The following is a 14170-nucleotide window of genomic DNA, read 5'->3' as shown; positions in this document are numbered from 1 at the left end:
CATGAAAAAAAGATACATTTTACCTGTAATACTTGGGTTGATGGCTGCCACAAGCTGTAAAAAATTTTTGGATGAGCCAGCCTTAGGCTATTATTCTAATGAAGACCTTTTTGCAAACGATGCCACCGCCCGCACAGCCATTAATGCGGCTTATATACCTTTAACCTTCAGTGATGCTGCTGCCAACCCGCTTTGGGTGTTAGGCGATATAGCAACTGATGATGTTGTTATAGGCGGTAACGCCGGCGAACAAGCCGATTATACCAGCGTTGACCTTTATAACATTTTACCTGCAAATGCGGCAGTGCAGGCACTATGGTCGCGCTACTATGATGGCATTGGCCGCTGTAATATTGTGACGGACGGTTTGGCTACCGAAAACACAGGCACCTCAACCGAGGTGCGTAAACTACTGTTGGGCGAAGCAAAGTTTTTACGGGCTTATTATTACTTTAATCTTACCAACTTTTATGGCAGCATACCATTACGCTTAAACGTTACCACGCAGCAAAACGCAGCCATGCCTGCCAGTACGCAGACGCAGGTATACACTCAAATTGAGAAAGACCTAACCGAAGCTGCGGCTGCGCTACCTGAAAAGTGGGCCGCCACTAATGATGCAGGCCGGGCTACAAAAGGTGCAGCACTTGCCCTTTTGGCAAAAGCATCTTTATTTCAAAAAAAATATACCGAAGCGGTAAACTATGCTAACCAGGTTGAAGCATTAGGCTATGCGCTTACCGACAACTTTATGGATAACTTTAGCGCATCGGCTAAAAATAATAGTGAGGTTATATTTTCAGTGTGGCATATACGTAACGCCCAGCCCTTACAGGGCAACAGCTTAAACTATTGGTTTGCCCCGCGCGATTTGAATGGTGCAGGCGTTTTTTACCCCACCCAAAACCTGGTTGATAATTTTGAGGCAAACGACCCCCGCCTGGACATGACCATCGCACGTACCGGAAAGCCTTACTATGATTCGCAATTTAAACCGGCATGGTCAACAACAGGGTATTTGTCAAAAAAACATATCCAGCCTTTAAGTGAAGTTCCAACAACAACTAAAAACGATGGGGCGCTTAATTACGAAGCTCTCCGCCTGGCAGATATTTTACTGGTAAAAGCGGAAGCATTAAATGAACAAAATCAAAGTTCAGCAGCACTGGTACCGTTGAATAAGGTGCGCGATCGGGCACGCAAAAACTATAGCGGCACCGCGCCCGCAGGTTTGCTTGCAAATGTTACAACTACAAACCAGGCGCAATTGCGCACACTTATTCAACGCGAACGACGCAGTGAACTTGCGCTGGAGTTTCAGCGCTTTTTTGATGTAATGCGTTACGGGCAGGTGTATGCTGAAGCCGCTTTAAAACCAGGTGCACCTAACTTCAATTACACTACCAATAGGTTTTTCCCTATTCCGCAAAATGAGCGCAACACTAATCCGGCAATAAACTAAATAATTGAACAGGCTTATGATTTTTAGAATAAACAAATCAAATACGCTTACATACTTTGCTATTGGCCTTGCTACAACTGTTGTTGTATTTTCCGGATGTGGTAAGGATGATAATGAACGCGATGTAAACTCTAATAAGGCTGAGCTTAAGAGGCTCACAGATTCGGTTAATACCGTTTATTCAAACTCGCCGGAAGGCCGCGATGTGGGTCAGTATCCTAAACAGGCCCGCGCAGAATTAAAAAAGGCCATTGATATGGCAAATACAGTGAACAATGGCGAGTACACCCAACAAGAGGTTAACAGCGCCTTCTCGAGCTTAAGGCGTGCCGTTAGAGCGTTTAGCCAGCGGGCAATTGCCGAAGTTGCTGCCGAAAACCTGATAGCTAAATGGCTATTTGCGGGTAATGCACTTGATGCGACACCTAATAAGCATGACGGAATTTTAAAAAGTGGGATCGTTGGAACCGAAAAAAGCCCTGTTGATGGCGGCACACTACCTGTACTAACTACTGATAGGTTTGGCCAAACCGGTAATGCTTATGAGTTTAGTAACGGTGCTTACATTGAGGTACCTTACACCGCTAGTCTCAATCCCGAGGTAATGAGCATAAGCTTGTGGGTAAATCCTAAAGAAACCTTTGGAGACAACTACATGCTTTCGTTAAACAGGTGGAATGGCTTCAAATTTCAATTACAGACCGATAACTTTTTGTTCCTGACCATGAAAACTACTGCCGCCACTTACGACCGCGATAGTAACCCGGGTAAAATGACTGTAGGACAATGGCATCATGCCGTAGTAACATTTGGTAACGGTGCAATAACATTTTATGTTGATGGCGTTCAAACGAAAACAGAAAGCCTTTCGGGTACATTGGCTAAGCTGGTATCGCCCGTAAACTTAGCTATTGGTCAGCAACTACCTAAGGACAAGTTTAATTTTACCGACAGTAGCAATCCTGATTACTTTTACGGCGGATCGTTTTTCAAGGGCTCGCTAGACGATATACGCTACTATAATAAAGTACTTAGCGCCGATGAAGTTGGACGCATATATAACAATGAAAAGCCGGATTAATCCGGCTTTTTTGGTCACTAATGCACCTGATGTTTTTGTAACGCAGAATCGGCATTGGACGATAAAGTGAACTGTCTTACTTGGCCTTGTTCCCAAGCATTGGCACCAGCAATGATGGTTGGTTGTGGTATTTTTTTTCGTGCATCTTTCTTATCTTTAGTTGAGATTTTAAACCGGGCATCCCTTTCAGCAACCAACCGGCTATTTAGCTGGCCAGCCTTAGTAAATCCCATCATTAACATAGGGCTTCCTAACGGCAACGTGCGATTCTGATCTGTATGCCACGTATGTATGGTTTTACCATAGGTAGATACCAGCTTTTTCATTAGCTCTAATTCAGCAAATTCAGGCAAGCCTGGCGCAATTAATTCGCCCAATTTCACTTCATAAACATGGCTGTGCCATAACCGTTTTTCTTCTTCAGAAAGTTGCTTGAAAAGCTTGTCGGTTATTATATATTCGATACCCATTATTTTGGCATCTTTGCCGTTACCATCAAATATAATAGCTTGGTACACATCCTCATTTAGTTGTGCGGTGTAATGATGGGCCTCCATTTGTGCTTTAAGGTTTCCGTTATAAAAATGAAACCCATCAAGATATGTGCTGAAGGCTTTTAACGGGCCTTCTGATTGCATGATTTCAGCACCTGATTCTAACACTTTTTCGTGAGTGCTTTTTTCAGCACCAGGTGCTTCAACTTTTGAATTAGTGTTATCGCCCCCACATGACATTGCCAGTGGTGCCAGCGAAATCATCATTAGTATCTTTTTCATACTTGTCATTGTTTAACTCCAACTAATTACTACATCAGTATTACCCGATACTTTATATTCAAATTCCTTATCTGTTGTGTTAATACATTTAATCTCTGATTTTTTGCCTTCTATTACACTTTCAATTTTAATAGCAGGCAGTACATTATCTCCATCATGAACTATGCATAAACGGCAGGTAAGGCGTCCATCTCCCAAAAACTTAAATTTCACCTTATTTTTAGAAACTTTTTTTTCTGCAATTGGATAGTCCACAAATATCATAAAGTGCGCATCGGCAAGGCGTATGTATTGACGCGGCACAATGCCAAACGCCAATCCTGCACCGTACACCTCCTGTCCAACACTGCCCGACTTTTCCCAGCCGTCATGAATGTCTTCTAAAGCAATCCACAAATTCGGATCAAGCTCACCGGTTTTTACTTCTTCAGACAGCATTTCTTTAGGAAGCATAGGCGGATAGTAGTAAATAGCACGGTTAACCATATAGCGTACAAATTCGGCTAATAGCAAATTTACTGATGGCAATATGTCCAACCCGTTGGCATAGCTTAAATATTCGTGCACGCCTGAGTAAGCTTCCTGTTCTTCATAGACAGCTGTGTAAGGCGCATCACTTAACGGAAATAATTCAAAAAAGCTTGGGAAGTGCTTTCCATAACCGTAAGTACATTCCCAAAGGGCCACGTTTTTAAATACATTAGCCAGAAACAGGTAACTCAGGTCGCGGTAAAGGTCCTTTTTGGTTTCCCTGTATAGTAAAATCATTGCTTTAGCAGCAAACATGGTATTGTTAGCCTGATAAAAAACATCAAACCCATAGCGCGTCATGGTTTGAGCGGCTTTTTCGGCTTCTTCAAAATATTTTTTATCGCCGGTAATTTCCCATACCTGCAGCATTACGTGAGCATAAAGGCCAGCTACATCCTTTTCACCTCCTTCGCCGGGCTTTGCTTCCTCCTTTACAGTTTCAAGGGTATCCATACGGTAAAACACAGGCCACTCATATTTAAAATGATGAGCTACTTTTATAGCAAAGTCAACCGATTTAAGCAACAAATCCTTAGCCTCCTCATCACCGGCCGAAGCAAGGCGGGCAAGGTTAAGCAGCGGATGATGCAGATACCACGAATCCATAACCATAGGCACCTTTTGCTCTTCTGATTCATCAAGCATGTGTTCTTCGGTGGGTAACCAACGCATTACTGTTTTTAACTCATCATTATAAAACGCAGGTAAACCTTGCTTAATGTCTTGCTCAATTGCGCAATCACGTTCGCTCCATTTGATGTACTCTGTAACCGGAAGCAATACTGCAAGTTGTACCATTATTTCGGGAGGAGTTTCGTAATCTGATACATACGCATTTAAATACGGATGCCCGCTTCGGTGCGACCAGCAGCCCTTGTTAGTTTGCAAATCATGCAGGGCACTATTCAATATATCAAGATAATTGTGATACTCTGTTTCGGGACGTGGCAGTAACAGGTACAATTGTGCCAATGAGTTCATAAACCCCTTGGCAACCTCAAACTGATCAATTGGTGTTTTATTTGACAAGCAAACATAGGCGTCAGACAGGGTATAAATCTGTTGTGCCTTCATCGGTTTTTCGGTTGCTGTGGGCAGGCTCAAACCCAATTCGGGCCATTGCCCCCCTACTACGTTGCCTGCCGAAGTTTCAGTATCTATATTGTAAGCACCAAGTGAGGTTAAGTTTTGAAAATATAAAAAAGAAACTCCTTTAGGCTTGGTTACTCCTGCATATATCAAGCCCGACCGGGTTCCGGTTTGCGATATATAAACATCGCCCTTGGTATCACTTGTACTTCCGTTTTTGCCTGTTATAACAATATCCCTTGGCCAAAAAGGCACAACAATGTCTTCAGCAGGTATAAATTCAGTTTTATAATGCAATATGGTTTCTTCAGTATTGGGCCATTCAACTTCAATGGAATAGTCACCGAAAACAGCACTACACTTAATTTTCAGAGTGTTATCGTCGTCTGCACGGAAATCAACATTAGTAAAATCAGTGGATGAAAACGCTGTACGAAACCCAATCCTAACATCACTATTGTTGGTTATAACAATCCATAAAGAGTTACCATGATTTTGTAACTCAAATCCGAAATCTTTAATTGTGCATTGATACAGGGGATCATTCTTACAATGGGCAATTTTATTGGCCGAGGCTACCGCCCATATTGAACTTTGGTTAGACATAATTAATTGTGAATAATTGTTATGGTTAAATTTTCGATTTTACGCTCATTTTACTTTGAAGCAATACAAGTTTATCATCCGAACATACAGCAGCACGAACGCTGCCTGAGTACTAGCAAGTGTAAGAACAACAGCAACACACAACTTTAAGTTTTAAAGATTTATATTTCATTTAGTCAGGTTATTTTAACTTGTAATTAAAAACCCCAAAAACCATACTCAACAATTTCTGTTACACAACTACTACTGCCGCATTTAATTGCTCATCGTTTACGGCCATAAATATTAACCATAGATTTAATTGTATTATTATGTGCAAAATGACTGCTGCGCTCAAAACCGAGCAAGGTGATTTTAATGTAGAAGAAGTTGACCGTCCTGAAATACCTCACCCTGATTGGGTGCTGGCACGTATACGAATGTCGGGCATATGCGGAACAGATCTCAGGCATTGGAAGAAAGAAGAACCTGAACTGGTGCATGAAATAATGGGACATGAAGTTGCCGGTGAAGTTGTTGAAGTTGGAAGTAACGTAAAAAACGTTAAACCGGGAGACCGTGTGGTAATAGAAACCGTACTTGGTGATGGTACATGTGATTGGTGCAGGGTACAGCAATACAACCTTTGCCCTAACCTGTACAATGTACGCATGAAAACCGTATCAAGGTCGTTTGCGCAATTCCTTACCGGCCCGGCAGAGAAGTTTCATTTACTGCCAGATCATGTGAGTTTTGAAGAGGCTACCGTACTTGATACGTTTTCGGTTTGCTTACACGCTATACAACTCAGTGGTATCAAACTAAACGATACCGTTTTAATCACCGGGGCCGGACCAATTGGTTTAGGGCAATTACAGCTGGCTAAACTTAGCGGCGCTGATGTAATTATAACTGATGTTGTTGAATCATCTTTGCAAGTTGCCAGAGAATTAGGCGCCGATCTGGTAATCAATAGTGAAAAGGAAGATGTAAAGCAACGCGTATTGGATTTCACAAACAATAAAGGCGTTGATATCGCATTTGAATGCGCAGGCGGTCCATCAATGCCTGTTACGCTGCCCCAGGCAATATCAGGCACCCGTATTGGCGGTAAAGTTGTTATTGTTGGCGGCTTTGACCCGGGGCTTACAGCTATACCACTTGAATGGCAACATATTCAAATGGCCGAAATAAAACTTATTACCAGTGCAAGTTATTCATTTTGGGGTATACATTCAGAAATGAAGATGTGCTTGGACCTGGTAGCCAAAGGCAAGTTGAACGCAAAAATGCTAATTACCCATACTTATGAGCTGGAAAACATCAATGAAGCTTTTGAAACAGCCCAAGACAAGGCTAAGACAGGGGCAGTTTTCGTAGCGCTTAAAATTTGAGCAGTACCGTGTAAAACCAGTTTAAGCAAGTTTCGGCTACTTTGTTAACTTTGCGCAAAAAACTGTTTCTATGTCGCTTACCCCGCTTACGGCTATATCTCCGGTAGATGGCCGCTATAATCATGCTACTGCTTCGTTATCGGCTTATTTTTCAGAGTATGCCTTAATTAAATACCGTGTTTATGTAGAGGTTGAATATTTTATTGCTTTGTGCGAGCATCCGCTGCCACAGCTAAACGGTTTTGATAAAGCGACTTACGGTAGCTTACGCAGTATTTATGAACAGTTTACTCAAGCAGATGCGCAAAGCATTAAAGACATTGAAAAAACCACCAACCATGACGTTAAAGCAGTTGAGTACTTCATTAAACAAAAATTTGATGCGCTTAGCCTGCAGCAATATAAAGAGTTTATTCACTTTGGCTTAACCTCGCAAGACATTAACAACACCGCAATACCATACTCATTTAAATTGGCATTGCATGAAGTTTACTACCCTGCAATTGAGGATTTACTAAGCGTACTAAAAGGTTATGCTGAGGATTGGAAGGCTGTGCCATTATTAGCACATACACACGGTCAACCGGCATCGCCAACCCGTTTAGGTAAAGAAATTGAAGTGTTTGTTGAGCGCATTGAAAGCCAGTTAACTCTTGCTAAAGCAATACCTTTTTCGGCTAAGTTTGGTGGCGCTACAGGTAATTTTAACGCACATAACGTGGCCTATCCTGCTATTGACTGGGTTGATTTTGGCAATAATTTGGTGAATAGTGTACTGGGCTTAAGCCGTTCGCAACGCACTACGCAAATTGAACACTATGACAATTTCGCCGCGCATTGCGATGCGTTGAAACGCATTAACAATATCATTATGGATTTAGACCGCGATATGTGGACCTATATATCCATGAACTACTTTAAACAGAAAATAAAGGCAGGCGAAGTAGGCTCATCGGCCATGCCGCACAAGGTAAACCCTATTGATTTCGAAAATTCGGAAGGTAACATAGGGTTAGCTAACGCACTTTTTGAGCACCTGGCTGCTAAATTACCGGTATCACGCCTGCAGCGCGACCTGACTGATTCAACTGTGTTACGTAATATTGGTGTGCCTGTAGCACATACACTAATTGCCATTAAATCAACGATTCGCGGTTTGAACAAACTGCTGCTGAACGAGGCTGCCATAAATCAGGATTTGGAAGATAACTGGGCAGTTGTGGCCGAGGCTATCCAAACTATTTTGCGCCGCGAAAATTATCCTAATCCATATGAGGCCTTAAAAGACCTTACCCGTACTAATCAACAAATTAACGCTCAAAGCATTGCCGAATTTGTTGAAGGGTTAGACGTAAGCGCTGAAGTAAAAGCCGAACTCAAAGAAATTACACCCCAAAACTATACCGGTGTATAAGTCATGTTGAGGTCAAATACAAGCACAACGTATTGTTAAATCAAAAAGCTGGTTAAATTTGTTCTTATTGTAAAACTGCATCGTCATGAATATCAATGTATATACCGAATCTACCCCAAACCCGGCAACCATGAAGTTCATTGTGAACAAGTTGCTTATTAACGGCAGTGTAGATTATGCTACAAAAGAGAGCGCCGAAAAATCAACCTTTGCTAAGGAGCTTTTTAAGTTTTCATTTGTAAACGGCGTATTTTTCGCCAGCAACTTTGTTACTGTAACCAAAACTGAAGATAGTGAATGGGCCGATATTGAGCCAATACTGAAAGAGTTTGTTAAGGGCGCTGTAGAGTCAGAACTTACTGTACAGGAAGCTCAAACAGACGAAGCTCCTAATTTTGAAGGTACTGAAGCTGAAGTAAAAATTCAGCAGATTTTACATGATTATGTGCGTCCTGCGGTTGAACAGGATGGTGGTGCCATCAGCTACAAATCATTTAACGAAGGTGTGGTTACTGTTGAGCTTCGCGGCTCATGCAGTGGTTGCCCATCATCAACTATCACTCTTAAATCGGGTATCGAAAACTTGTTGAAACGCATGGTTCCCGAAGTACAGGAAGTAGTGTCAGAAGCGTTGTAAGTTTCTACAGATAGATTTAAAATATTAAGGCCGGATTAGTAACTCTAACCCGGCCTTAATATTTTTTATGTACTTAAAATCAACACCGCCGGCTATTTGCTAGCTGATGGGGATGACTTACACGAAGTATTTATTTATCATCTCCAGCATCTCCTTCGTTATTCTGCAGTTTGTAGCTAACAATTCGCGGGTATTGATCACTTCCTCTCCACCGCTGAAGTTAACAACCTCTCCCCCTGCTTGCTTCACTATAACAATGCCTGCTGCAACATCCCACGCATTTAAATTGTATTCGTAAAATGCTTCAAAACGGCCACATGCTGTGTATGCTAAATCTACCGCTGCTGAACCCATACGACGGATGCCATGGCAGCCTTTCATCAATTCAGTAAATAAATTAATGTATTGCGTCTGCTTCGTAAAATCATAGTAAGGGAAACCGGTAGCTAATAAGCTATCAGCAATAGCAGGTGCAGCACTTACTTTAATTTCTTTGCCATTAAGGTAAGCCGCACTATCAGCACTGGCGTAAAAGCATTCATCCTGATTGACTTCGTAAACAACACCGGCTACCAGCTTATCGTATTCCTGCAATGCTATACTAACCGAAAATACAGGCAAGCCATGTATAAAATTTGTGGTTCCGTCTAACGGATCAATAATCCAATTATAACGCTCACCCACCTTGGTTGATGTCTTTTCTTCTGTGATAAAGCCGGCCTCAGGCAAAATCTTTTGTAATGCAGCTACAATTTTTTGCTCAGCTGTTTTGTCAACGTACGATACCAGGTCGTTTAAGCCTTTAAACTCAATACGGTCGGCACTGAAGTTTTTGCGTTCCTGGCGTATAAAATCGCCTGCCTCGCGGGCTATCTCTGTAACCTGATCAGTTATTTGTTGAAGCATGTTTTTTACGTAATGAGAGATTAAATGAGAATGCCTTATGTATAAAAAAGCTTGCGAAGAATAAGCTTAAAGCAGCCGTTATACGCGCAACAGTGGGATCCATTTGTAAATGCTTTACAAAGAATTTAAGCACTTCTAAGTTGGCAAAATAGCCAACGAAAGCTACAAGGCCAAAACGCATAAACTGTTGCATAAATGGTAACCTCGACTCATTAAACACCAGGTAGCGCGTAAATAAGAAATTAACCATCACACCCAAGGTAAATGACACAATAAGCGTTAAAGCAATATTGCTGGTTCGGTGTCCTAATAATATATATACGTCTTGGGTAAATATGTAACGTTCAAGTATACGGAATGCCAGAACATCAACCAGGAAACCACTGCCTGCCGATAGTAAAAACCGTGCGAATTTATTTTGGCTTGCGCGTTTAAAAAATGGCATATCAGCCATTGGTAACTTGCATTTTATGCTTTGAGCGGCCCACAAGTATTAACGTAATACCACCAATAACCATAAACAATGAAATCATTTCGGCTTGTGTAAATGATATACCGAACAGATGATACTTAGTGTTCACCCTTATTAATTCAACAAAAAAGCGTTCAACACCGGCCAATATGAGGTAGATACCAAACATTACACCCGGCGATTTGATTTTGTTGCGGATACTCCAAAGGAAAAGGAAAAGCAGAATACAAACTACACACTCATAAAAAGGTGTAGGGTAAACAGGCAGTTTAAGTTCATAACAATATTTGCCCACACAGCCCGCAATAGGGTTGTCATGATCGGCCATGTTTACGTTATGCGGGTACCTGAATGACCACATCCAATCAGGTGCCCAGCTTAGCCAGTTTGGTTTTGCTGCAAGGTTAGGTATACCCCAGTCGCCATCGCCTGCCATCTGGCACCCAATGCGGCCAACACCGTAAGCCAGCATCATTCCGGGAGCACCAATATCTAACATGGTGAGTGGTTTGACACCATTCTTGTTTGCTATGTATAATACCGCAGCTCCACCGCAAATCAACCCGCCGTAAAAGGTTAATCCGCTAAAGCCAATCAACATACCTACAGGGTCGGCCATGAATTCGTCCCAGTTTTCGAGCGCATTAAAAAGCTTTGCACCGGCAAAACCAAAAATGGCTGCCCAAACCAATATATTACCCATCAGCTCATGCGGATGAACCAGCACCTGTTTGGTAACAGGTTCGGCAAGCTGTTCCTTCTTCTTTTCGTAATAGGCCCAGTAGGCAATGCCTGCTGCACCAATTATACCACCAAAAATGTTACCCCTGCCTGATAGTAAAAAGCCTTGTGTATCCTCAACCATCAAATTGTAATTGAGTATGATATCAAGCAGCTTGTACCCTATAATAAAACCAAATATGGCGTTACTCACCAGCTCACCAGTTGATGCAGCCTCGCCAACGGTAACCGTTTTTTGAAGCGGGTGAACATAGCCCAATTTTTCTTTGCGTTTAAACTCCTGAACAAACGCCCAGTAAGCCGACATAAACGCTAATGCCACAAAAAAACCAAAGGTTTGGATAGGCAAAGTTGGTAGGTGCCAACCGGTTAAATAGTTAATAAGGTCGGAAATAGATGGGAACATGAGGTAGTATTTTGAAGCGAATATAAGGTTAATGAACCAATATTTCTTCGCTTTCGATTATTTCAACGTCGCCGTCGGGGCTTATGGCGGTGAGTTTCACCGTCTTTAATTCGTTAACAAGTACGGGGTCAAATTTGGCTTTCACTTTTACGTAATTGCGCGTAAAGCCATGCATAAAGCCGTCTTTGTTGTCGCCCTCAAACAGTACTTCGTCGCTTTTATTGAGTTGCGATTCATAAAATGCGCGACGTTTCTTTTCAGATAATATGTGAAGCATCTTGCTCCTGTCGGCTCGTGTTGAGCCTGGCACAACGCCGCTCATTTCGGCTGCCATGGTGTTTTCACGCTCAGAGTAGGTGAATACATGCAGGTAAGAAACATCAAGATCATTCAGGAAGTTATACGTATCAACAAAGTCTTCACGGGTTTCACCGGGGAAGCCTACAATAACATCAACACCAATACAACAATCGGGCATCAATTCTTTGATTTTGGCAACACGGTCAACATATAATTCTCTGCGGTAGCGGCGACGCATTAAGCCTAATATTTTATTAGAGCCCGACTGCAGCGGAATATGGAAATGCGGTACAAAACGTTTGGAACCAGCTACAAATTCAATAATTTCATCGGTAAGCAAGTTTGGTTCTATTGATGAAATACGAATGCGATCAATGCCTTCCACTTCATCTAAAGCTTTTACCAAGTCAACAAATTTATCGTGACGAATACCGTCGCGTATACCAAAGTCTCCAAGGTTTACACCAGTAAGTACAATTTCTTTGACACCCGAAGCGGCAATTTCATATGCTTGCTTAACCGCGCTCTCAATGGTATCGCTGCGACTGGCGCCGCGGGCCATGGGTATGGTACAAAAGGTGCAAGAGTAATCGCACCCATCCTGCACTTTCAGGAAAGTACGGGTACGATCACCAAACGAGTAAGATGAAATAAATTGATTGGCTTCTGATACCGGCTGATTAAAAACTTCCGTCTTTTCTTTTTTAGTAAGATCTGTTAAATGATCAACCAACTGAAACTTCTCTGCCGCCCCTAAAACTAAGTCAACGCCCGGTATTTGGGCTATTTCCTGCGGTTTAAGCTGTGCGTAACAACCCACAATAGTTACATGGGCATTAGGAGAAATTTTAAGCGCTTCCTTTACAATCTTCTTGCATTTTTTGTCGGCATTCTCAGTTACCGAACATGTATTGATTACAAAAACATCAGGAGTTTGGGTGAATTCAACTGTTTCAAAACCAGCATTATTAAGTAATCTACCTAACGTTGACGTTTCAGAGTAGTTGAGCTTGCAACCCAGTGTATAAAAAGCGACTTTCTTGTTCATTATCAAGCCGCAAAGATAAATAATTTAATGACTAGTTAGAAGTGAGTGGTTGGGTTGGTTTAAGCCATCGCTATGTTTTGACCATTTTATGGCTTAAGGGTGTAGGCAAATATATCCTTTTGTAATTTACCTTTCTTGTCCTTCTCCTCCAAAATGCAATTCATCTTTGTTGAAGATGTGCGCTCATAGGTTAACTTAACCTCCTTCTTATCATCTTCAAATACAGCTTTTGATTTGGTGAGGACAATGAGTTTATACGTGTGTGGTTTATCTTTGTCTTCCCAGGCTATGCTACCTGGATTAAAGTGCCGCATTTTCATAACAGGATCACCATTTGTTTGTTCTATAACAACAAACTCATAGAAAACCACTTTACCATCCTTTACACAACGGTAACTGCTCACCATATTATTACCCATGGGCGGTCCCCAAAACTCTTCCATATCGCCCCATTGGTGCTTTAATGTCCATGTTCCAGCCATAAAGGATAAATCGTTTATCTTGAAATTTTTCACCTGGGCAAACGCCTGCAAACCAAAGATGAATAATACAACAATTAAAGCCGAAAGCGATTTGTACATAGTTTTATTTGCTAAACGTTACCCCACCCGTTGGCCAATACATCGGCAATATGATAGGTTTTAATAGGCAGATTGTTTTTATCAATATAACCCTGCAAATGGAGCAAGCAAGATGCATCGGTAGATATGATGTAATCGGCATCAACAGCTAGAGCGTTTTCAACCTTTTGTTGCGCCATAGCGGTTGAAACTGCATCGAATTTCACCGCAAAGGTACCACCAAATCCGCAACATGTTTCACCTGCGGGTAAGTCAACCAGTTCGAGGCCGTATACTTTGGATAATAGTTGCCGCGGCTCATCCTTTATCTTACACTCTCGCAGTCCGGCACAGCTATCATGAAATACTGCGCGACCGTCCAGCTCAGCACCAAAAGCATCAATCTGAAGTATATTTATTAAAAAGTCGCTTAGCTCGTAAATGTTGCCTTGTACCGAGCGGCATTTATTGTGGGCCGTGGTATTGGTAAATAAATCATTATAATAGTTGCGCACCATACCTGTACATGAAGCCGATGGCGTTACAATCACGTCATCATCTCCAAATGAATTTAAAAACTTGCTGCCCACTTCTTTGGCATCATCCCAAAAACCGGCATTAAATGCAGGCTGGCCACAGCAGGTTTGCTCGGCATTAAAGTTTACTTCACACCCTGCCTTTTGCAGTACTTTCACAGTATTGAAGGCCGTGTCGGGAAATAACTGGTCAACGAAACACGGTACAAATAACTCAATTTTCATTTCTTAC

13 protein-coding genes are annotated in these 14170 nt (G+C 42.0%); 5 read left to right on the top strand and 8 right to left on the bottom strand.

Going from position 1 to position 14170, the window contains the following annotated elements; all coding sequences use genetic code 11:
- Position 1: 1 nt before the first annotated feature.
- Both QZ407_RS06095 and QZ407_RS06090 read left to right on the top strand, forming a co-directional pair.
- Positions 2 to 1462 carry a RagB/SusD family nutrient uptake outer membrane protein gene (locus QZ407_RS06095; RefSeq protein ID WP_295768715.1) on the top strand — a complete coding sequence of 487 codons (1461 nt, stop codon included), beginning with the start codon at positions 2 to 4 and terminating at the stop codon, positions 1460 to 1462.
- Positions 1463 to 1478: 16 nt separating this feature from the next.
- Positions 1479 to 2543, top strand: a complete 1065-nt coding sequence (locus QZ407_RS06090; protein ID WP_295768713.1) for a LamG domain-containing protein — start codon at positions 1479 to 1481, stop codon at positions 2541 to 2543.
- A 17-nt stretch (positions 2544 to 2560) separates the two neighbouring features.
- On the opposite strand, the gene QZ407_RS06085 is transcribed toward QZ407_RS06090, so the two are convergent.
- Both QZ407_RS06085 and QZ407_RS06080 read right to left on the bottom strand, forming a co-directional pair.
- A complete protein-coding gene (locus tag QZ407_RS06085) occupies positions 2561 to 3319 on the bottom strand; it encodes an OBAP family protein (RefSeq protein ID WP_295768712.1) in 759 nt (252 codons plus the stop codon).
- Positions 3320 to 3331: 12 nt separating this feature from the next.
- Positions 3332 to 5545, bottom strand: a complete 2214-nt coding sequence (locus QZ407_RS06080) for a hypothetical protein (protein WP_295768710.1) — start codon at positions 5543 to 5545, stop codon at positions 3332 to 3334.
- A 320-nt stretch (positions 5546 to 5865) separates the two neighbouring features.
- Here QZ407_RS06080 and QZ407_RS06075 point away from each other — a divergent pair, with 320 nt between their 5' ends.
- From QZ407_RS06075 to QZ407_RS06065, 3 genes are all read left to right on the top strand, one after another.
- Entirely contained in the window at positions 5866 to 6918 is a 1053-nt protein-coding gene (locus QZ407_RS06075; protein WP_295768708.1) for a zinc-binding dehydrogenase, read from the top strand.
- A 70-nt stretch (positions 6919 to 6988) separates the two neighbouring features.
- The gene (gene purB / locus QZ407_RS06070; RefSeq protein WP_295768706.1) at positions 6989 to 8332 is read left to right on the top strand and encodes an adenylosuccinate lyase; all 1344 of its coding nucleotides are present in this window, start codon (positions 6989 to 6991) and stop codon (positions 8330 to 8332) included.
- 85 nt (positions 8333 to 8417) lie between these two features.
- Entirely contained in the window at positions 8418 to 8969 is a 552-nt protein-coding gene (locus tag QZ407_RS06065; protein ID WP_295768704.1) for a NifU family protein, read from the top strand.
- A gap of 117 nt (positions 8970 to 9086) precedes the next feature.
- Here the strand turns inward: QZ407_RS06065 and QZ407_RS06060 are convergent, their stop codons facing one another.
- The 6 genes from QZ407_RS06060 to QZ407_RS06035 form a co-directional block, all read right to left on the bottom strand.
- A complete protein-coding gene (locus QZ407_RS06060) occupies positions 9087 to 9875 on the bottom strand; it encodes an inositol monophosphatase family protein (RefSeq protein WP_295768702.1) in 789 nt (262 codons plus the stop codon).
- Positions 9856 to 10320 carry a GtrA family protein gene (locus QZ407_RS06055; protein ID WP_295768701.1) on the bottom strand — a complete coding sequence of 155 codons (465 nt, stop codon included), beginning with the start codon at positions 10318 to 10320 and terminating at the stop codon, positions 9856 to 9858. Before QZ407_RS06055 ends, QZ407_RS06060 begins: the two co-directional genes overlap by 20 nt.
- Before the next feature lies 1 nt (position 10321).
- The gene (locus QZ407_RS06050; protein ID WP_295768698.1) at positions 10322 to 11494 is read right to left on the bottom strand and encodes a prolipoprotein diacylglyceryl transferase family protein; all 1173 of its coding nucleotides are present in this window, start codon (positions 11492 to 11494) and stop codon (positions 10322 to 10324) included.
- A 28-nt stretch (positions 11495 to 11522) separates the two neighbouring features.
- Positions 11523 to 12842 (bottom strand): tRNA (N(6)-L-threonylcarbamoyladenosine(37)-C(2))-methylthiotransferase MtaB, encoded by a 1320-nt coding sequence (mtaB, locus tag QZ407_RS06045; RefSeq protein WP_295768696.1) that lies wholly within the window; start codon positions 12840 to 12842, stop codon positions 11523 to 11525.
- An 86-nt stretch (positions 12843 to 12928) separates the two neighbouring features.
- Positions 12929 to 13423: a DUF6265 family protein gene (locus tag QZ407_RS06040; protein ID WP_295768694.1), complete on the bottom strand. Its 495-nt coding sequence runs from the start codon at positions 13421 to 13423 to the stop codon at positions 12929 to 12931.
- A gap of 11 nt (positions 13424 to 13434) precedes the next feature.
- Positions 13435 to 14163, bottom strand: a complete 729-nt coding sequence (locus QZ407_RS06035) for a (Fe-S)-binding protein (RefSeq protein ID WP_295768692.1) — start codon at positions 14161 to 14163, stop codon at positions 13435 to 13437.
- Positions 14164 to 14170: the final 7 nt, after the last annotated feature.

Origin of the sequence: uncultured Mucilaginibacter sp. (genome assembly GCF_913773635.1) — a bacterium.
Classification (GTDB): Bacteria; Bacteroidota; Bacteroidia; order Sphingobacteriales; family Sphingobacteriaceae; genus Mucilaginibacter.
The sequence above is the reverse complement of the archived record's forward strand: the minus strand, read 5'-3'. Positions and strand labels throughout refer to the sequence as shown.